Here is an 18,762-nt window from a genome sequence, read left to right as displayed (position 1 = left end):
AATTATTTTGACCTCACATAATTGTAGAAGTTCTTTAAGAGGGTTAAGCCAGGTCTTCCGCTTTTTTCTGGATGGAACTGCACTGCCCAGAGGCTTTCTCTTCCCAAAACAGAGCAAAATTCCAGACCATAAAAGGAAGTACCTAGAATAAACTCTTTTTCTGGAGCGGGATAATAGGAATGGACAAAATAGAATTCAGCTTCTGGCTTAATACCTTCAAAAAGCAGACAATCTTTTTTTAAGGTAACCTGATTCCAACCCATATGGGGAATGTTGATGGGAGAGCCATCTTCTTCAGTTAAATCTTCCTGAAAGCGTAAGCACTTTCCTGGAATAAGGCCCAGGGTATGGGTCTTATTTTCTTCACTAAAATCTAAAATAATCTGACAGCCCAGACAGATACCCAGAAGAGGGATATCTTTAGCCACTGCTTCTTTTAGTACTTTGTCCAAGTGAGTCTTCTGTAAATGTTGCATGGCAGAGCCTGCTGCTCCTACGCCTGGAAAAATAATTCCCCTGCTTTGCAAAATATCTTGAGCAGAAGCAGTTATTTTATTGGGAATTTCTAGATAATCCAGGGCCCTTTTGACACTAGTTAAATTACCTGCTTTGTAATCAATAATAGCTAACATCTTTTTTCCTTTAGTAAGTTAAAAATAATTGGTATTATCTGCGTAATCTAAAGAAATTTTTAAAAAGGTTTTTTCCAGGGAATAAAAGGCATCCACCAATACAGGGTCAAAATGCATGCCTTTTTGGGAGAGGATGTAACGTACACATTTTTCATGCTCTAAAGCTTCTTTATAGCACTTTTTACTCCGCATAGCATCGTAGACATCTACTATAGCCATAATTCTGGCACTTAAGGGAATATTTTCTCCCTTTAAGCCCTTGGGATAACCTGTACCATCAAAGCGTTCATGGTGATATAAAATTATTTCCATGGCCAGAGTTAAAAATTGGGAGTTGGGAAACTTACTCTTGGCTCTATTGATAATCTTAGCCCCATAAAGGCAGTGTTCTTTAATCAAATCAAATTCCTGAATAGAGAGCTTACCTCGTTTAAATAAAATATTTTCTGGCACAGCTACTTTACCAATATCATGAATAACTGAAGCTTTTATCAGGTTTTCCAGGTATCTATTAGTAATAATTTTCTTATAAGGAGAATGTTTTTTTAAGTATAAAGCCAGATTATAAACATAGAGTTTGGTCCTTTCCAGGTGTTTACCTGTCTCCAAATCCCTTCCTTCTGCCTGATAGGCTAGAGCTTCGATAAGGGCTGTATCTTCTTCTATCATCTGCTTTTTTTCTTTGTGATTCCTATAGAAAATAAAGGCAAAAAGCAGGGAAGAAATAATAAATATAGCCAGCATCGCTATAAGTAAAAGGTCTTGAAACTGTGCCAGCTGCTTTAGTTTATGCAGGTAAAAGGTCTTATCTAAATCCACTCTTAAGTATAAAACTTTATCTCCAAAATAAAAAGGAAGATAATAAATTATACTATCCTCCTTTTCTGTATAACTAAAGGTTTGTTTTTTTAAAGCCAGGTGATAATTTTTATCTTCCAGGTATAACTTGTTGTCTGGATTTATCTGGGTACTTGCTAGAAGAGAGCTGTCTACATCAATAATAAAAACATCTTTTGCTTTTAAGTATTCCCTTATGCTTGTAGCCAGGTTAGGCCAAAAAAGGTCAGGCTTATTGGTGGCAAGAAGGTAGTTTTGCTTAAAGCGGGAATTTATGTTTTGAGTAAACTCCAGGCCCTTTTGACGAAAAAAATTATTTTTGATTCTTTGGGTAAGCAAATTTTCTAAGCTAAAACAAATCCCTATAAGTAGAGCTAACCAGAGTAAAAAGGAAAAAACTAGCTTGATTTGAGGCTTTTTAGGCATAGCTTTTAAGGTAGACTAAAAAAGAAAAAAGGTAAAGGGAGTATTTTTTAAAAAATATTAGTTTCTCCTAACTTTTTTCTTTACTTTTTGCTAAAAGAGTTTATTAACTTTTTTAAGACTTAAGTTCAAAGTAAACAAAGGAGTAAGGTTATGTGGGAATACACAGATAAGGTAAAAGAGTTTTTCTTAAATCCCAAGAATGTGGGAGAAATAGAGGATGCAGATGCAGTGGGAGAAGTGGGCAGCATTGCCTGTGGAGATGCCCTTAAGTTGTATTTGAAAATAGAAGATGGGAAAATTGTGGATGCCAAGTTTAAGACCTTTGGTTGTGCCAGTGCCATTGCTTCTAGTTCTGCTCTTACTGAGCTTATCAAAGGAAAAACCATTGAAGAAGCCAGAAAAATTACCAATAAGGATATTGCCGAGTTTTTAGGCGGGCTGCCCAAAGCCAAGATGCACTGTTCAGTAATGGGGCAGCAGGCTTTAGAAGCAGCCATTAAGAACTATCTAGGAGAAGAGGTAGAAGAAAAGCAACTGGAAGGAGAGATTGTCTGTGAGTGTTTTGGGGTTACAGATGAAGAGATTCGCAGGGCCATTAAGGAAAATGATTTAAAAAGTGTGGAAGACATTACCTATTACACCAAGGCTGGTGGAGGATGTGAAAATTGTCTACCTCAATTGGAAGAGATTTTAGCAGAAGTGCGTAAAGAACTGGAACAAGCTCAGGAGAAAAAGCCCAAAAAATTATCTAATGTACAGAAGATGCAAAAGGTGCTTAAGGTACTGGAAGAAGAAATAAGACCAGCTTTGCAGCGAGATGGTGGTGATATTGAACTTATAGATATTGAAGGAGATAAGGTGCTGGTATCTTTAAGAGGAAAGTGTACCAGGTGTCCTTCCAGCCAGTTAACTCTTAAGGACTTTGTGGAAAAGAGCTTACAAGAGAAGGTTTCACCTCAACTGACAGTGGAGGAAGCAAATGAATAAGGTGGTTTATCTGGATAATAATGCTACCACCAGGGTAGCTCCGGAAGTACTGGAGGAGATACTTCCCTTTTTTAGCGAAAGGTATGGCAACCCTTCCAGTATGCATTCTTTTGGTGGTGAAGTGGGAAAGGAGATTAAAAAGGCCAGAGAAAAAGTTGCGGCTATTTTAAACTGTTCTCCTGAAGAAATAATTTTTACTGCCTGTGGTACAGAAAGCGATAATACTGCTATTTTTTCTGCTTTACGCAGTTTTCCAGAAAAAAGGCATTTAATTACCACCAAGGTAGAGCATCCAGCCATATTGAGTTTATGTAAGTACCTGGAAAAAAAATTGGGCTACGAAGTTACCTATCTGGGAGTTAATGCCCAGGGTGAGTTGGATCTGGAAGAATTAAAGGCAAGTATTAGACCAGACACTGCCATTATCAGCGTTATGTGGGCCAACAATGAAACAGGAGTTGTTTTCCCCATTGCAGAAATTGCTGAAATTGCCAAAGAAAAAGGTGTGTTGTTCCACACTGATGCAGTCCAGGCAGTGGGTAAAGAGGAGATTGATTTGAGTAAGCTTCCAGTGGACATGCTTTCTTTATCTGGTCACAAACTGCACGCTCCCAAGGGAGTAGGTGCCCTTTTTGTTCGTAAAAAAACTCCTTTTCAGCCTTTTATGATTGGAGGCCATCAAGAACGAGGCCGAAGGGCTGGTACAGAAAACACCACTGGCATTATAGGTCTGGGTAAGGCCTGTGAGCTGGCTGCAAATAATTTTGAGGAAGAAAGAACCAGGGTAAAGGCTTTGCGCGACAAACTGGAACAGGGATTGTTAAAAATTCCGTATACCCGTTTAAATGGCCATAAAGAGAAAAGACTTCCCAATACCTGCAATGTTTCCTTTGGTTATGTGGAAGGAGAGGCTATTTTGCTTCTTTTAAATGAGTTGGGGATTTGTGCCAGTTCAGGCTCTGCCTGTACTTCAGGAAGTCTAGAGCCTTCCCATGTCTTACGGGCTATGGGAGTTCCTTTTAATTATGCCCATGGGTCCATTCGTTTTAGTTTAAGCAGGTATAATAGCGAAGAAGAAATAGAACTTGTGCTGAAAGAAATGCCCAGGATAATAGAAAAGCTACGCAGTATTTCTCCCTTTTCTCCTGAGGAAATGGAAAAGGAGTTGAAACAGGGAAAAGATAACTGGGGCCAATGTGCCTGTCATTAGGGAAGAAAACTTTTAGGGTGAAAAAATGATTTATTCCAATGTGTTAGAGTTAGTGGGTAAAACCCCTCTGGTTTATTTGAATAAATTGACCCGGGGTCTGCCAGCCAGGGTAGCAGCCAAACTGGAATATTACAATCCAGCGAGTTCAGTGAAGGATAGGATTGCCAAAAATATGTTGACCCGGGCCCTGGAACAGGGGTTAATTGAGAAGGGTAGTGTTATTGTGGAGCCTACCAGTGGAAATACAGGGATAGGGCTGGCTCTGGCCTGTCAGGTGCTGGGTCTAAAGTTAATTTTAACCATGCCTGAGAGTATGAGTATAGAGCGACGAAAGTTGCTTAAGGCCATGGGAGCAGAATTGATTTTAACCCCAGCTGAGGAAGGAATGGCTGGAGCAGTGAAAAAGGCCAAAGAAATTGTTGAAAGAGAGCCCAGGGCCTTTATGCCCATGCAATTTGAGAATGTCTTTAATCCAGAGGTTCACTACCTGACCACAGGAGAAGAAATCTGGCAGGATACAGAGGGCAAAGTGGATATTTTTGTAGCTGGAGTAGGTACTGGCGGTACCCTTACGGGAGTGGGAAGAAAGCTAAAGGAAAAAAATCCAGCCATAAAAGTGGTGGCAGTAGAGCCCTTAAACTCTCCGGTGCTTTCTGGTGGTAATCCTGGACCTCATAAAATTCAAGGCATAGGTGCGGGATTTATCCCCAAGGTTTTGGATTTAAAAGTAGTTGACCAGATTGAAAAGATAGCAGATGAAGAAGCCTTTTTAATGGCCAGAAGGCTCATTGGCGAAGAAGGCATCTTAGCTGGCATATCTTCTGGTGCTAATCTGGCCGCTGCTTTAAAACTGGCCAGATTGGAAGAAAATAGAGGAAAACTTATAGTCTTTGTAGCTTGTGATACTGCTGAACGCTACTTATCAACACCGCTTTTTGGAGAAGAATAAAATGGATAAAGAAGTATTTCAAAGGGTTGTAAAGGAGTTAGTAGAAAAAGAGTATTTTCCCAAGAGTAAATTGTCCATAGAAAGCAACCAGCCTCTTCCTTCCATTGCAGTGCTAAGGGAGGTGGTGGAAGATTTGCGAGCAGTTCTTTTTCCTGGCTATTTTGGTCCCTGTCATATCGACGAAAGAGCCAAGGAATATTATCTGGGCGCAACTCTGGACAGGGTGTACCGAGCTTTAAAAAATCAAATCCTCTATGGTGGCTGTTTTGTCTGTGGCGATGAAGACACCACCTGTATTAGTTGCGAAAAAGAAGCTGAGGAAGTAGCCATAGCCTTTATTCAAAAGTTACCAGAGATTAGAAGTTTACTGGCAACAGATGTACAGGCTGCCTACATTGGTGACCCTGCGGCCAAAACTCCAGGAGAGGCTATTTTTTGTTATCCTTCAGTGAGAGCTCTGACCAATTATAGAATTTCCCATGCCTTACATGAACTGGGGGTTAAAATAATTCCCAGGATTATTACTGAATTGGCGCATTCAGAAACTGGTATTGATATTCATCCTGGCGCCACCATTGGCAAAAGTTTTTTTATTGACCACGGTACAGGCACGGTTATTGGAGAGACTTGTATTATTGGCAATAATGTGCGAATCTATCAGGGAGTTACCTTGGGAGCCAAGAGTTTTCCCAAAGATGAGAAAAATGTTCTTATCAAAGGTCTTCCCAGGCATCCTATTGTGGAAGATGATGTAATTATTTATGCTGGTGCTACCATTTTGGGCAGGGTAACCATTGGCAAAGGCTCTATTATTGGCGGTAATGTATGGATTACCCATGATGTGCCTCCAGGTACCATTGTAAGACAGGCTAAAAGAGAAAACTATAAAATTACCAATGGGGAGGAAGAATAAAGAAAAGGAATGAAAGAAGAAATTTTAGAATTTGAAGACCAAAAAGTCCTGGTGGACTTGTTTGGTCCTTTGGGTTCGCACTTGGAACTAATCCATAAGACAACTGGGGTTTTTCTGGAAAATAAGGGAAATACACTTATCTTGCGGTCAGAAAATAAAGAGGACCTTAGTTGGGCCAAGAGGTGTCTTCTGGAGTTGTACCAGTTGTTGAAAAAAGGATATAAAGTTTATCCTGCTGATGTAGAAGCTTCCTTAAAGGTCCTGGCTAAAGATAACAAAACAGATTTACATCGTTTTTTTAAAGAAGAGGTTTTAACCGTAGCTGGGAAAAAGGTCATTTCGCCCAGGACTCTTTCCCAGAAAAGATACCTGGAAACCATTAAGAAAAAGGATCTGGTGTTTGCCATTGGCCCTGCAGGCACAGGTAAAACCTATTTGGCTGTGGCTGTAGCTGTGGCCTATTTTTTACAAAATAAGGTCAAAAGGATTGTTTTGACCAGGCCAGCAGTGGAAGCCGGGGAGAAACTGGGATTTTTACCCGGGGATCTGGTGCAAAAGGTAAATCCCTACTTAAGACCTCTTTATGATGCCTTAAATGATATGCTGGATTTTAAGAAAGTACAGGAAATGTTAGATAGTGGCCAGATAGAAGTGGCTCCTTTGGCCTTTATGCGTGGACGCACTCTCAATGATGCCTTTATTATTCTGGACGAAGCTCAAAATACTACTTCTGAGCAGATGAAGATGTTTTTGACCCGCATGGGCTTTAATTCCAAAATGGTAGTTACTGGAGATATTACTCAGGTGGACCTGCCAGAAAAGGTTACCTCCGGGCTTATTCAGGCCAGTCAAGTTTTAAAAAACTTACCTGAAGTAGGGTTTATTTATTTTGACCAAAAGGATGTAATCAGGCATTCTTTGGTGGGAAAAATAGTAGAGGCTTACGAAAATTTTGCTCCCAATGACAATGGAAATAAGTCTTAAGACCAATCTTCTTTTTTTAGTGCATTTAAGTCCCAGGGAAATAAAAGAGGGATTTTTGTTCTTGATGGATAAGTTTGCCTGTTCTTCCAAGGGGATGGAAGTTATTCTGGCGGAAGATGCCTTGCTGGCAGAACTAAATGAAAAGTTTTTGCAGTGCGTTGGACCTACCAATGTACTTAGTTTTCCAGCAGAAAGGGAAGATTATCTGGGAGAATTGGTGATAAGTATCCCGGCAGTGGTCAGAGAATCCTTTCTTTATGCTCAAGAGCCAGAGGAGCACTTCTGGCGATTGGCCATTCACGGTTTTTTACACCTGCTTGGTTTTGAGCATGGGGAAGAAATGTATCTTTTAACTGAAGAATTGGTGCAGGAGATAAATGCCTAGATACAAAGTGCTGGTGGTCCTTCCCTTTTATGGAGGGTCCTATCCCATAGGTAAGTTTGCTGCAGAAGGTTTAAGGGAACTGGGACATCTGGTGGAGGTCTTTGATTCAGGTCTTTTTTATTCTTCTTTGCAAAATTTAAAGCAACTTAGAATCAACTCCACCAGGTTGGAGCAACTGGAACAGGGGTTCATTCAAGTAGTATCTGAAGCTATTTGGGCTAAAATAGAAGAATTTGAACCAGGTTTTGTCCTGGCCTTAGCCCAGGCGCCTCTTACCCGCCAGGTCTTACTCAGGCTGAAAAAGGAAAATATCCCTTCTGTAATGTGGTTTGTGGAGGATTTTCGTCTCTTTACCTATTGGCGAAGTTTTGCTCCTTTGTATGATGTTTTTGCGGTGATTCAACAAGAACCTTTTTTTTCTGCCTTGAATAACATAGGCGTAAGCAATCACCTCTATCTCCCTCTGGCGTGTTTGCCTTCTTTTCATCGGCCTCTGGACTTAAATATTGTGGATAAGAAGCGTTATGGCAGTGAGCTTTCTTTTATGGGAGCAGGCTATCCCAATAGAAGAAAGGCCTTTAAGGAATTGGTAGAGTATGATTTAAAGATCTGGGGCACAGAATGGGAAGGAGAGCCCTTACTGGAACCTTTTGTGCAAGAAGGCGGAAGAAGGGTCAGTTCTGAAGAGGTGGTAAAGATTTTTAATGCCTCTAAAATAAACTTAAACCTGCATTCCAGCCTGCAGGACCAGGAGTTGGTAAGTAAAGGGGATTTTGTTAATCCCAGGACCTTTGAAATAGCAGGGTGTGGTTGTTTTCAACTGGTGGACAGGAGAGAACTTTTGCCTGCCTTGTTTAGTGAAGAAGAAGTTATTACCTTTGAGTCTCTGGAAGACTTAAAGGAGAAAATTAACTATTTTTTACCTCGGGAAGAGGAAAGGCATGAAATTGCAACCAGGGCCAGGGCAAGGGCCTTAAGGGAACACACTTATGCCCACAGAATGCAGACACTGGTTTCCTTTTTAGAAAAGAAGGTGAGCTTAAAGCCTCTGGATGAGCTTAAACTGGAGACTTCTTCTTTACCTGAAGAGGTGAGGCTGGAAATAGAGCGTTTTTTACGGGAAAAGGGATTAAAAGTGGATAGTTCTCTTGCAGATATAATCCATACTATTAAACAGGGGCAAGAAGAGCTTACTCCCATTGAGGCAGCTTTTTTGTTTTTGGAAGAGTGGAAAAAACAGTACTTGGGCCCTAAAAAATAGGTCCAGATTACAACCTGGTTGACAAGTGCTTAAAAAAAGAGAAGAAATTAAAACCAAGGAGAAAAAATGTATCAGCCTAAAACAAGAATTTGTCCTGAAGGTGTGCCCTATCTTCTTGTAACTGGTTTTTTAGCCTTGCTTTTGGCCCTTTGGGAGTGTGAATTTTTAAGCTTTTTGGCCTTTGTGCTTTTTGTTTTGATTTTGAATTTTTTTCGCGACCCTCATCGGGTTATTCCTCCAGAAGCCAATGTGGCTGTAGCTCCTGCTGATGGGAAAATTATCAAAATCGAGCCAGCAAAGTGTCCTTTAACAGGTGAAGATAGGCTTTTAATCTCTACCTTTATGAATGTTTTCAATGTGCATATCAACCGTTCTCCCATCAAAGGCCAGGTGCAAAAACAAGTTTACATTCCAGGCAAGTTTTTTAATGCTTCTCTGGATAAGGCCAGTAAGGATAACGAACGCAATTTAATCCTCTTGCAGGATGAAGAAGGTAAATTGTGGACAGTGGTACAGATTGCTGGACTTATAGCCAGGCGTATTGTTTCCTTTGCCAAGCCAGAGGAAGCCCTGCAAAGAGGAGAGAGATTTGGCTTGATAAAATTTGGCTCCAGGGTTGACCTTTACCTGCCTTCCTCTTATGAACCAGAGGTAAAGATAGGAGATAAGGTTTTAGCTGGCGCTACCATTTTGGCTAGAAAAAAAGATGGATAAGGATAAACCCAAATATAAATCTCTGTACATTTTACCCAACCTTTTAACCACAGCCAGTTTGTTTGTGGGGTTTTGGGGAATACTTTTTTCCCTGGAGGGAAAATTTGAGCAAGCTGCCTTGGCCATTTTGATTAGCTGTTTTTTTGATGGTATAGATGGAAAAGTGGCCAGATTGGCCAAGGCCAGTTCAGATTTTGGTATTCAATACGATTCCCTGGCAGACTTAGTGGCCTTTGGGGTGGGGCCTGCGGTGCTGGTCTATCTCTGGCAGACCCATATTTTTGGGCGAATTGGATTGGTGATTAGCTTTTTGTTTCTGGCCTGTGGTGCTTTGCGTTTGGCCCGCTTTAACATCCAGACCAAATCCCTTTCTAAAAAGTTCTTTTTAGGTTTACCCATACCTGCAGCTGCCTGTACTTTGGCTACTTTTGTCTTTTTTAGCAGTTATTTGCCCGCCTTTATAACTCCCAGATGGCTGGCTGCCTTGACTCTGGGTTTGACTTTTGTTCTGGCTTTGACTATGGTCAGCAGCATTAAGTATGCATCTTTTAAAGATATAGAAATGGTTAAAAATCATCCCTTTACCAGTACGGTAATAGTTATTTTCCTTTTTGCCCTTATTGCTTCTGAACCCAAATTCTTGGGATTTCTTTTCTTTTTAGCATATCTTATTTCTGGTTATGCTTATTCCCTTTTTTACCTACGCCTAAGAAAGGCCAACCTACGGGAGTTCCCCCAGGAACTCTCGTAAGGCACTTAACCCCCCACATAAAAATTTTTTTCTCTTTTTTTAAGTTTAACTAAAACAAACAGGAGGATTCCTTTTATGGATAAGGTCTATATTTTTGATACCACATTGCGTGATGGAGAGCAGTCTCCAGGCGCTACCATGAATTTGCAGGAAAAGGTGAGATTGGCCAGACAACTGGAGCGTCTGGGCGTGGATATTATTGAAGCAGGTTTTCCTGCTGCCAGTCCTGGAGACTTTGAGGCCGTGAGGGAAATAGCCAGGGCAGTAAAGGAAGTGCAGGTTGCAGGCCTTTGCCGGGCAGTGAAAAGGGACATTGAACTGGCTTATGAGGCTGTTAAGGAGAGCAGTAATCCCAGGATTCATACCTTTATTGCCACTTCAGATATTCATTTAAAACACAAACTCAGGAAAAGTAGAGAAGAGGTTTTGGAGCTGACCAGAGAGGCTGTTGGGTTTGCCAGCAGTTTGTGCCCCAATGTGGAATTTTCTGCAGAAGATGCCTCTCGTTCAGATTGGGACTATCTGGTTCAAGTCTTTAATGTAGCAGTTCAGGCTGGAGCCAAGGTCTTAAATGTACCGGATACAGTTGGCTATACCCAGCCTGATGAATTTGCAGAGCTGATTAAATATTTAATAGAGCATGTAAAAAGAGGTCCAGAAGTTATTTTTAGTGTTCATTGCCATAATGATTTGGGATTGGCTGTGGCCAATACCCTGGCGGCTTTAAAAGCAGGAGCCAGGCAGGCTGAGGTGACTTTAAGTGGTATAGGAGAAAGGGCTGGCAATGCTGCTTTAGAAGAAGTGATTATGAACCTTAAGGTCAGAGAGGACCGCTATAAACTTCTTACCAATGTAAAAAGTGAGCAGATATATCCTTCCTGCCGTTTACTTTCCATGATTATTGGCCAACCCATTCCACCCTATAAGGCCATTGTGGGTGCCAATGCCTTTGCTCACGAATCTGGTATCCATCAGGATGGCGTATTAAAGCATAAGGCCACTTATGAAATCATGACTCCAGAGAGTGTGGGCAAAACTTCTTCAGATATTGTGTTGGGAAAACATTCTGGCAGGCATGCAGTAAAGAAAAAACTGGAAGAACTGGGCTATCGTTTGAGTGAAGAGCAATTGGACCAGGTGTTTATGGCCATTAAAAAATTGGCGGATAAAAAGAAGCAGATTTTTGAAGAAGATGTGGAAGCTGTGGTTTTGGAAGAGATTTTTAGATTGCCAGACAAGTATAAGTTGATTTATTTAAGTGCCATTTCTGGCAATATGGCCATTCCTACAGCAGTATTAAAAATGGATGTAAATGGGGAAGAGAAAAAACTTGCTCACTTTGGTGTAGGACCAATTGATGCGGTTTTTAATACCATTGGGCGAATTGTAGGTAGAAAGCCTAAACTTTTACGCTACTCTGTCAATGCCATTACTGGTGGAACTGATGCTCAAGGAGAAGTTACAGTAAAAATTGAAGAAAACAACCTTACTTCTGTGGGCAGAGCTTCAGATCCAGACATTATTGTAGCCAGTGCTAAAGCCTACATCAATGCTTTGAACAGGTTGGTAAAAAAAGAGGAGGAAAAGAAAAATGGGTAAGACTCTGGCGGAAAAGATTTTGCAGGCCCATACCCAGGAAGAGATAACAGGCCCAGGGCAAATTGTACAGGTAAAGGTGGATAAGGTATTGGCCAATGACATTACTGCTCCTTTGGCCATAGAATCTTTTAAAAAGATGGGTGCCACAAGGGTCTTTGCTAAAGATAGGGTGATTTTGGTCTGTGATCATTTTACTCCCAACAAGGATATTAAGTCTGCTGAGCAGGTAAAAAAAGTTAGAGAATTTGCTGCAGCTCAGGAAATCCTTCACTATTATGAAGGAGGAGAAGCCGGCGTAGAGCATGCTCTTTTGCCAGAACTGGGGCTGGTGGGACCAGGAGAAATAGTGGTGGGAGCAGATAGTCATACCTGCACCTATGGTGGGCTGGGTGCCTTTGCCACTGGTTTGGGCTCTACAGATATAGCTTATGCCATGGCCTTTGGAGAAACCTGGTTCAAGGTGCCAGAGACCATCTTGGTAAAGGTTAGGGGCAAGTTAAATCCCTTTGTTACTGCCAAGGATATTATTTTAAAGTTAATTGGACTTATTGGCGTAGATGGGGCCCTGTACCGAGCTCTGGAGTTTCAGGGTGAGGCCATTGAACTCTTGGATATTGAAGGTCGTCTCACCATTGCCAATATGGCCATAGAAGCAGGAGGCAAAGCAGGACTATTTGCTGCTGATGAAAAGACTTTGGCTTATACCAGGGAAAAAGGAAGGGAAGATAAACCCCTTTTCCCAGATAAAGAGGCTAGGTATGAGCAGGTAGTGGAAATAGATGCCAATGGGTTGCAGCCTGTGGTGGCCTGTCCTCACCTGCCGGAAAATGTAAAAGAAGTGGAAGAAGTAAAGGGAATAAAAATTGACCAGGTAGTCATAGGTTCTTGTACCAATGGAAGGATTAGTGACTTAAGGCAGGCAGCTGAAGTCTTAAGGGGTAAAAAAGTGGCCAAAGGCGTGCGCTTGATTATTTTGCCTGCTACTCCCAATATCTTTAAACAGGCTTTAAAAGAAGGGTTGTTGGAGATTTTCCTGGAAGCAGGAGCAGTGGTTGGACCTCCTACCTGTGGCCCCTGTCTTGGAGGGCATATGGGCATTTTAGCTGGAGGAGAAAGGTGCCTTGCTACTACCAACCGCAATTTTAAGGGGCGTATGGGCAGTTTGGAAAGCGAAGTTTATCTTTCCAGTGCTTATGTGGCTGCAGCTTCAGCTCTTACAGGGGTAATTACCCATCCCAAAGATATTTAAGGAGGCGTTATGATATTTCAGGGAAAAGCACACAAGGTAGGTGATCACATAGATACAGATGCCATTATTCCAGCTAGGTTCTTAGTAACCACAGACCCAGAAGAATTGGGCAAACACTGTTTGTCTGGGTTAGAAGAAAACTTTATCCAGAAAGTGGCTAAAGGAGACATCCTGGTTGGAGGCAAGAATTTTGGTTGTGGCTCTTCCAGGGAGCATGCACCTTTGGCCATTTTGGGCGCAGGTATTCCTGTGGTAATTGCCCATAGTTTTGCCAGGATTTTTTACCGTAATGGTTTTAATATGGGCTTATTGCTTTTAGAGGTAGGCGAAGAAGTGGAAAAAATTTCTGAGGGAGATGAACTAAAAATCGATACCCAAAGAGGGGAAATTGAAATAGTAAATAAACAACTAAAAATAAAGGTAAACCCTGTTCCAGAGTTTATGCAAAAAATAATTAATGCAGGTGGACTTATTAATTTTGCTCAAGCCAGGATAAAAGGAGCTTAGAAATGGAATTGGAAATTTGTTTATTGCCAGGAGATGGCATTGGCCCTGAAGTGGTAAGAGAAGGGGTAAAGGTTTTAAAGGCTGTGGCCCAAAAATTTGGGCATACTCTTAAGCTAGAAGAAGCTTTTATTGGGGGCGCAGCAATAGACAAGTATGGTGAACCCTTGCCAGCAGAAACCCTTAAAAAGTGTAAGGAATGTAAAGCGATTTTACTGGGTGCTGTAGGTGGTCCTAAATGGGATAATAATCCTCCAGAACTCAGGCCAGAAAAAGGACTTTTGGCTATTCGCAAGGAGCTTGGCCTTTTTGCCAACCTCAGGCCAGTAAAACTCATTCCCCAGCTTCAGGAATCCAGTGTGCTTAGAAAGGATATTGTAGAAAAGGGAATTGACCTTTTGGTGGTAAGGGAGCTTACTGGAGGTATTTATTTTGGCACGCCCAAAGGGATTTTTGAAGAACAGGGCCAGTTAGTAGGCATAAATACCATGCGTTATACAGAAGCAGAAGTGGAAAGGATAGTTAGGCTTGCCTTTGAACTGGCTTTAAAAAGGAAGAAAAAATTAACTTCTGTGGATAAGGCCAATGTCTTAGAAGTGTCCAGGCTCTGGAGACAGGTAGTGGAAAAAGTCAAAGTTGACTATCCAGAAGTGGAAGTGGAGCACTTATATGTGGATAATGCAGCCATGCAACTGGTAAGCAGGCCTTATAGTTTTGATGTTCTGGTTACAGGGAATCTTTTTGGGGATATTTTATCTGATGAAGCTGGCGTAATTACTGGTTCTTTAGGAACTTTGCCCTCTGCTTCCTTGGGCAAGGAATTTGGCTTATATGAACCCATTCATGGCTCTGCTCCAGATATTGCCGGGCAGGATATGGCTAATCCCATTGCCACCATTATGTCTGTGGCCATGCTTCTGGAATATTCCTTTAACCTTTCAGAAGAGGCCGGCGCTATTTACAGAGCTGTTGAACAAACCCTTGGTTTTGGTTATAGAACCAAAGACATTTTAAGACCAGGTCTTAAAAAAGTAAGTTGCTCTCAAATGGGCGATTTTATTGCCATGCAAGTTTAGCAGGGGATAGCCCCCTGCTAACTAAAAGGGAAAAGATATGTTTTTAGAAGATGCGTGCACTAAAATTTTAGATAATCTCTGGGAAGGAGCCTATCTTTTAGATGAGGACAGGACCATTGTTTACTGGAACAGGGGAGCAGAAATTATTACAGGCTATACACAAAAAGAAGTTGTGGGTAGGCACTGTCGGGATAATATTCTGGTGCATATTGGAGAAGATGGGAGAGAGCTTTGTAAAGAAATATGTCCAGCTTTAATATCTTTACGAAAAGGCGTAACTAAACAGAACAAGGCTTATTTACAACATAAAAAGGGTTATAGAGTAGGAGTAAAAATAAAAACTTTTCCTGTTTATATTCAGGATAAAAAATATGTTTTAGAATTATTTCAAGAAAGTTATGATGATTATTTTGTACTCAATCACTTTGAAAAGCTAGCTCAAAGTAGCCTGTTAGACCCGTTAACTGGCCTTCCCAATCGTCGTTATTTATTAACCAAGCTAGAAGAAAATATTAATTTGTTTAAACGCTATAATTTTTCTTTTGGTGTAATATTTCTAGACATAGATAATTTTAAATTGATAAATGACACCTATGGTCATGGAGCAGGCGATGAAGTGTTAAAAGTGCTGGGAAAAACCTTGCAAAATCTGGCCAGGAAAGGAGATGTCTTTGGCCGCTTTGGTGGGGAAGAGTTTTTAGGCCTGGTCATAGTGAAAGGCCTTAAGGAATTGCAGTTAGTAGCCAATAGGTTAAGGGTAATCGTGGAGCATAGCAAGGCTTTTTATCAGGATAAAGTTCTTCGCTTTACAATTTCAGTAGGAGCCACTCTGGTTTCTCCAGAAGATACTTCAGAAAGCATTGTGGAGAGAGCAGATAGGCTTATGTACCTGGCCAAAAAAGAAGGTAAAAATAGAGTGGTAGTAGGTTGATTTTAAGATTTTCCACACTTGCAGCCTGCACAACCACATCCCTTTTGGCCCTTAAAAATTTGCCAGAATCTTTTACCCAAAAAAAACACACTCAAGCCAATAATCACTGCTAAAATAATATGTTCCATCAAGTTCACCTCTTTTTGTAAAATTAGTTTAAACTAACTTTTAGTTAAGTTTTTAAATACAGGAAGTCAAGGATTGAGGTTTTAATTTTTATTGAGTGTTAGGTGAGTAGGTAGAAGAGTATGATTGGTTTTCTTTTAGCTATTTCAGCTAACTATTTTTTTGGTTTGATTTAAAGGTGATTGTTTGCGATAGGTTAGGGAAGAAAATTAAAGAGTTCCAGGTTGATGTCGCTTATGCTTTAGGTGGCGTAGGTGAAGCAAACCCAAAAAAAATAAATAAAAAATATGAAATGAAATAAAAGCCCCACCAATGAGCGGGGCTTTTGGGTAACAGTTGTGTGCTAGGTTTTTGTAATTTTTGTCTTTTTATAATTCTTTTCTCAAATTTTTACTGATAGTTACCATGTTTTTTAGAGCAGGAATAACTTCTTCCCACTTTCTGGTCTTAAGTCCACAGTCTGGATTTATCCATAAAAGTTCTTTTGGAAATATCTTTAAAGCTCTTTCTATAATTTCTCGTATCTCTTCTTTTGTTGGAATAGCTGGAGAATGAATATCATAGACACCAATTCCTATCTGTCTATCCCAGTTTTTATAGTTTTCGAAAGCTTCAAGTATTTCCCCTTTACTTCTTGAAGCCTCTATAGAAATAACATCAAAGTCCATTTGATATATATAATCTATAATTTCGTTAAAATCAGAATAGCACATATGAGTATGAATTTGAGTTTCTGGCTTGGCTCTGGAACAAAGCTTAAAAGCCTTTATTGCCCAGTTAAAATAATTTTTCCAGTCTTTTCTTTTTATAGGCGCTCCTTCTCTAAAAGCAGGTTCGTCTATTTGTATTATTTTAATCCCCACCTTTTCTAAATCTTTTACTTCTTCCCATAGAGCTAAAGCTATCTGATAGGCTATTTCTTCCTTAGAAATATCCTCCCGGTAATAACTCCAGTTCAAGATGGTTACTGGGCCTGTGAGCATCCCTTTAACAGGTTTTTGAGTAAGAGATTGAGCATAGGATATTTCTTCTAAGGTTAAAGGGGAGGTTCTAAATACATCTCCATATATTATCGAAGGACGGTAGCCTCTTGTACCATAAGAAAGAATCCAACCATTTTTGGTGGTAGCGATGCCTTCCAGTTTTTGAGCAAAAAATTCAACCATGTCTGTTCTTTCAAATTCTCCGTGAACCAGTACATCAAGTCCGATTTTTTCCTGAAGTTCTATTGTTTCTTTAATTTTTTCTTTTATGAAGAGTTTATATTCCGCTTCTGAGATTTCTCCTTTATTAAATTTTGCCCTCATTTTTCTTACTTCTTCTGTTTGTGGAAAAGAACCAATAGTTGTAGTAGGTAATAAAGGAAGTTTTAGAATGTTTTTTTGAATGTATATCCTCTTTGTATAAGGGGTTTCTCTTTTAAAATCTGTATCAGAGAGTTTTATAATTTTTTGTCTTACTTGTTCATTTTTCCCTAATTCTTTGTTCAAAATCTTTTCATTTTTTTCAATAAATTTTAAAGTATCTTGATTGCCCTCAATTGCCTTTTTTAGGATGTTAAGCTCTTCAAGTTTTTCTTTAGCAAAAGAAAGTTTTTCTTTAAGAGAAGAAGCTAAATGCTTTTCTCCTTCTAATGATATAGGAAGGTGGTAAAGTGGGCAGGAATTAGAAATTATAAGGTTTTTGGAAACTTTAGAAAGTTTTTCTATCAGAATAAGTTTTTCTTTAAGATTTGCCTTCCAAACTTGTCTTCCGTTTATAATTCCTGCTACGAGATATTTATCATCTGGAAATCCAAATTTTAAAATATTTTCAAGATTTTCAGAATTTGATACTAAGTCGAGTCCGATTCCCTTGACAGGAAGTTCAATAAGATTTTTGTATTCAGAGACACTATCGTAATAGGTAAGAACACATATTGCTCCAGTCTTTGATAGTTCTTTGTAAGCTTCTTTTATTAACTTCCATTTCCATGTTTCTAATTCCATTACGAAAGCAGGTTCTTCAATTAGTATTAAATTTGCTTCGAATTCAAAAATTTTTTTTAAAAGGTTATTATATACTGGTATAAGTTTTTTAAAAAAATTTTCAAAAATGCTTTTTTCCTCAATTTTATTAAGATTTGATTCTCTTTCGTTATTGATATAAACTTTAGAAAGAGTTAAAAAAGTAAAAGGTCCTATGAGTTTAGGCAGGGTGTTGTATCCTTTATTTTTATAAAATATGAAATCTTCTAAAGGAAAATTTTTAAAAAGAAAAAAGTTATTTTTTTCTATTTCTGGTACGAGATAGTGATAATTTGTGTTGAACCATTTCGTTAATTCCAGTGCCTTTTTCCCTTTAGCCATTTCAAAATAGGTAGATAACCCTTGGTAGGGTTTGAATCTTTTAGGTATAGCTCCTAACATTATTGTAGTATCGAGCATAAAATCATAAAGAGAAACTTCATTGCTTGGAAAAATATCTACTTTTTGAGTATATATCTTGGCTATTTTCAATTTTAATTTTTCGACTTCATTGGATAATTTTTTTTCGTCAATCAAATTGTTCCAGTAACTTTCAATAATTTTTTTAAATTCACGATTTTCACCTAATTTGGGAAAACCAAAAGCCAGAGTTTTCACAATACATTACCTCCGTTTATAAAAGATTTGATAGAAAATGGAAAAGTGCTAAATTAAAAAGACTAAAGAAACTAAAGAAGTAGATAGTAGAAAAAGGTTTTCATTGTTTCACCCCCTCGAGTTTTTTAACTGGAGCGGTATTCCGGCTTCCGAATCATCCTACTTGCCACACCTTCCCAGGGTTATTTTTAATCCCCAGTGGCTTGTCGGCTGAGTTTTTGAACTTAGCCCAAGTGGCTTTCGTCCTCGGTTACGGCTGCGGGGCAGCGGAGGAGTTTCACCTCTCTTCCCTTACATCCAGTCATTAAGTACTACTTTTTATTATTTTTAATAAAAAAATTATTTTTTTCTATCTATAAAAATTAAATTTATATTAAAAAATATTAACTATTTATAATATTTTATTTATAAAATAAAATATTATAAAAAATTTTTAATGAAAAAATACACGTTTAATTTCTAATAAGTATTACCTTTTTAAAGGTGTTTAAGAGATTAAATTCAAAGTGTCAATGGCCAAAAAATTTAATCCATTTTCGGACAACAAAATTGACCCACCTGCCCACTCCCTAGTTTTCCAATTTTTCTCTCAAGCGGTAGCTCT

At 39.3% G+C, this 18,762-nt stretch carries 18 protein-coding genes and 1 riboswitch; of the genes, 14 read left to right on the top strand and 4 right to left on the bottom strand.

Features of this window, described 5'->3' with window-relative positions; genetic code table 11:
- Positions 1 to 2: 2 nt before the first annotated feature.
- Positions 3 to 632 carry an imidazole glycerol phosphate synthase subunit HisH gene (gene hisH / locus ACTCIM_RS03540; RefSeq protein ID WP_464279455.1) on the bottom strand — a complete coding sequence of 210 codons (630 nt, stop codon included), beginning with the start codon at positions 630 to 632 and terminating at the stop codon, positions 3 to 5.
- A gap of 18 nt (positions 633 to 650) precedes the next feature.
- Positions 651 to 1,895 (bottom strand): HD-GYP domain-containing protein, encoded by a 1,245-nt coding sequence (locus ACTCIM_RS03535; protein ID WP_464279456.1) that lies wholly within the window; start codon positions 1,893 to 1,895, stop codon positions 651 to 653.
- Between the two features lie 150 nt (positions 1,896 to 2,045).
- On the opposite strand from ACTCIM_RS03535, the gene nifU reads away from it, so the two are divergent.
- The 14 genes from nifU to ACTCIM_RS03465 all read left to right on the top strand — a co-directional run bounded on the left by nifU (position 2,046) and on the right by ACTCIM_RS03465 (position 15,408).
- Positions 2,046 to 2,882 (top strand): Fe-S cluster assembly protein NifU, encoded by an 837-nt coding sequence (gene nifU, locus ACTCIM_RS03530; protein ID WP_464279457.1) that lies wholly within the window; start codon positions 2,046 to 2,048, stop codon positions 2,880 to 2,882.
- Positions 2,875 to 4,092 (top strand): cysteine desulfurase NifS, encoded by a 1,218-nt coding sequence (gene nifS, locus ACTCIM_RS03525; RefSeq protein ID WP_472313885.1) that lies wholly within the window; start codon positions 2,875 to 2,877, stop codon positions 4,090 to 4,092. Before nifU ends, nifS begins: the two co-directional genes overlap by 8 nt.
- 25 nt (positions 4,093 to 4,117) lie before the next feature.
- Complete coding sequence (gene cysK, locus ACTCIM_RS03520) at positions 4,118 to 5,041, top strand: cysteine synthase A (RefSeq protein WP_464279458.1); 924 nt, start codon at positions 4,118 to 4,120, stop codon at positions 5,039 to 5,041.
- 1 nt (position 5,042) lies between these two features.
- Positions 5,043 to 5,954 (top strand): serine O-acetyltransferase EpsC, encoded by a 912-nt coding sequence (gene epsC, locus ACTCIM_RS03515; protein WP_464279459.1) that lies wholly within the window; start codon positions 5,043 to 5,045, stop codon positions 5,952 to 5,954.
- A gap of 9 nt (positions 5,955 to 5,963) precedes the next feature.
- Positions 5,964 to 6,938: a PhoH family protein gene (locus ACTCIM_RS03510; RefSeq protein ID WP_029969351.1), complete on the top strand. Its 975-nt coding sequence runs from the start codon at positions 5,964 to 5,966 to the stop codon at positions 6,936 to 6,938.
- Positions 6,922 to 7,323, top strand: a complete 402-nt coding sequence (gene ybeY, locus ACTCIM_RS03505; RefSeq protein ID WP_464279460.1) for an rRNA maturation RNase YbeY — start codon at positions 6,922 to 6,924, stop codon at positions 7,321 to 7,323. The genes ACTCIM_RS03510 and ybeY overlap by 17 nt, the downstream gene beginning before the upstream one ends.
- The gene (locus ACTCIM_RS03500; protein ID WP_472313883.1) at positions 7,316 to 8,584 is read left to right on the top strand and encodes a CgeB family protein; all 1,269 of its coding nucleotides are present in this window, start codon (positions 7,316 to 7,318) and stop codon (positions 8,582 to 8,584) included. Before ybeY ends, ACTCIM_RS03500 begins: the two co-directional genes overlap by 8 nt.
- A gap of 66 nt (positions 8,585 to 8,650) precedes the next feature.
- A complete protein-coding gene (locus ACTCIM_RS03495; RefSeq protein ID WP_029969343.1) occupies positions 8,651 to 9,298 on the top strand; it encodes a phosphatidylserine decarboxylase family protein in 648 nt (215 codons plus the stop codon).
- Positions 9,291 to 10,049, top strand: coding sequence for a CDP-diacylglycerol--serine O-phosphatidyltransferase (pssA, locus tag ACTCIM_RS03490; protein WP_464279463.1), 759 nt, complete (start codon positions 9,291 to 9,293; stop codon positions 10,047 to 10,049). The genes ACTCIM_RS03495 and pssA overlap by 8 nt, the downstream gene beginning before the upstream one ends.
- A gap of 66 nt (positions 10,050 to 10,115) precedes the next feature.
- On the top strand, positions 10,116 to 11,648 hold the full coding sequence (locus ACTCIM_RS03485; RefSeq protein ID WP_464280280.1) for a 2-isopropylmalate synthase: 1,533 nt from the start codon (positions 10,116 to 10,118) through the stop codon (positions 11,646 to 11,648).
- Positions 11,641 to 12,897: a 3-isopropylmalate dehydratase large subunit gene (leuC, locus tag ACTCIM_RS03480; protein WP_472313881.1), complete on the top strand. Its 1,257-nt coding sequence runs from the start codon at positions 11,641 to 11,643 to the stop codon at positions 12,895 to 12,897. The genes ACTCIM_RS03485 and leuC overlap by 8 nt, the downstream gene beginning before the upstream one ends.
- A gap of 9 nt (positions 12,898 to 12,906) precedes the next feature.
- Positions 12,907 to 13,404, top strand: coding sequence for a 3-isopropylmalate dehydratase small subunit (locus ACTCIM_RS03475; RefSeq protein ID WP_029970080.1), 498 nt, complete (start codon positions 12,907 to 12,909; stop codon positions 13,402 to 13,404).
- A 2-nt stretch (positions 13,405 to 13,406) separates the two neighbouring features.
- Positions 13,407 to 14,477 carry a 3-isopropylmalate dehydrogenase gene (leuB, locus tag ACTCIM_RS03470; RefSeq protein ID WP_464279465.1) on the top strand — a complete coding sequence of 357 codons (1,071 nt, stop codon included), beginning with the start codon at positions 13,407 to 13,409 and terminating at the stop codon, positions 14,475 to 14,477.
- Positions 14,478 to 14,514: 37 nt separating this feature from the next.
- Positions 14,515 to 15,408: a sensor domain-containing diguanylate cyclase gene (locus ACTCIM_RS03465; RefSeq protein ID WP_464279466.1), complete on the top strand. Its 894-nt coding sequence runs from the start codon at positions 14,515 to 14,517 to the stop codon at positions 15,406 to 15,408.
- 2 nt (positions 15,409 to 15,410) lie between these two features.
- Here ACTCIM_RS03465 and ACTCIM_RS03460 read toward each other — a convergent pair whose 3' ends face one another.
- A complete protein-coding gene (locus tag ACTCIM_RS03460; RefSeq protein WP_472313879.1) occupies positions 15,411 to 15,536 on the bottom strand; it encodes a hypothetical protein in 126 nt (41 codons plus the stop codon).
- Between the two features lie 366 nt (positions 15,537 to 15,902).
- Positions 15,903 to 18,158, bottom strand: a complete 2,256-nt coding sequence (gene metE / locus ACTCIM_RS03455) for a 5-methyltetrahydropteroyltriglutamate--homocysteine S-methyltransferase (RefSeq protein ID WP_472313877.1) — start codon at positions 18,156 to 18,158, stop codon at positions 15,903 to 15,905.
- Positions 18,159 to 18,272: 114 nt separating this feature from the next.
- Positions 18,273 to 18,475: riboswitch (cobalamin riboswitch) on the bottom strand.
- Positions 18,476 to 18,762: the final 287 nt, after the last annotated feature.

The sequence above is a fragment of the Desulfonauticus sp. genome, from assembly GCF_055126295.1.
This window is presented reverse-complemented; position numbering and strand designations above follow the sequence as displayed.

Bases quoted from the DNA above. Each gene is read 5' to 3' on its own strand.
- hisH (WP_464279455.1), bottom strand. From the start codon at position 632: ATGTTAGCTATTATTGATTACAAAGCAGGTAATTTAACTAGTGTCAAA.
- ACTCIM_RS03535 (WP_464279456.1), bottom strand. From the start codon at position 1,895: ATGCCTAAAAAGCCTCAAATCAAGCTAGTTTTTTCCTTTTTACTCTGG.
- nifU (WP_464279457.1), top strand. From the start codon at position 2,046: ATGTGGGAATACACAGATAAGGTAAAAGAGTTTTTCTTAAATCCCAAG.
- nifS (WP_472313885.1), top strand. From the start codon at position 2,875: ATGAATAAGGTGGTTTATCTGGATAATAATGCTACCACCAGGGTAGCT.
- cysK (WP_464279458.1), top strand. From the start codon at position 4,118: ATGATTTATTCCAATGTGTTAGAGTTAGTGGGTAAAACCCCTCTGGTT.
- epsC (WP_464279459.1), top strand. From the start codon at position 5,043: ATGGATAAAGAAGTATTTCAAAGGGTTGTAAAGGAGTTAGTAGAAAAA.
- ACTCIM_RS03510 (WP_029969351.1), top strand. From the start codon at position 5,964: ATGAAAGAAGAAATTTTAGAATTTGAAGACCAAAAAGTCCTGGTGGAC.
- ybeY (WP_464279460.1), top strand. From the start codon at position 6,922: ATGGAAATAAGTCTTAAGACCAATCTTCTTTTTTTAGTGCATTTAAGT.
- ACTCIM_RS03500 (WP_472313883.1), top strand. From the start codon at position 7,316: ATGCCTAGATACAAAGTGCTGGTGGTCCTTCCCTTTTATGGAGGGTCC.
- ACTCIM_RS03495 (WP_029969343.1), top strand. From the start codon at position 8,651: ATGTATCAGCCTAAAACAAGAATTTGTCCTGAAGGTGTGCCCTATCTT.
- pssA (WP_464279463.1), top strand. From the start codon at position 9,291: ATGGATAAGGATAAACCCAAATATAAATCTCTGTACATTTTACCCAAC.
- leuC (WP_472313881.1), top strand. From the start codon at position 11,641: ATGGGTAAGACTCTGGCGGAAAAGATTTTGCAGGCCCATACCCAGGAA.
- ACTCIM_RS03475 (WP_029970080.1), top strand. From the start codon at position 12,907: ATGATATTTCAGGGAAAAGCACACAAGGTAGGTGATCACATAGATACA.
- leuB (WP_464279465.1), top strand. From the start codon at position 13,407: ATGGAATTGGAAATTTGTTTATTGCCAGGAGATGGCATTGGCCCTGAA.
- ACTCIM_RS03465 (WP_464279466.1), top strand. From the start codon at position 14,515: ATGTTTTTAGAAGATGCGTGCACTAAAATTTTAGATAATCTCTGGGAA.
- ACTCIM_RS03460 (WP_472313879.1), bottom strand. From the start codon at position 15,536: ATGGAACATATTATTTTAGCAGTGATTATTGGCTTGAGTGTGTTTTTT.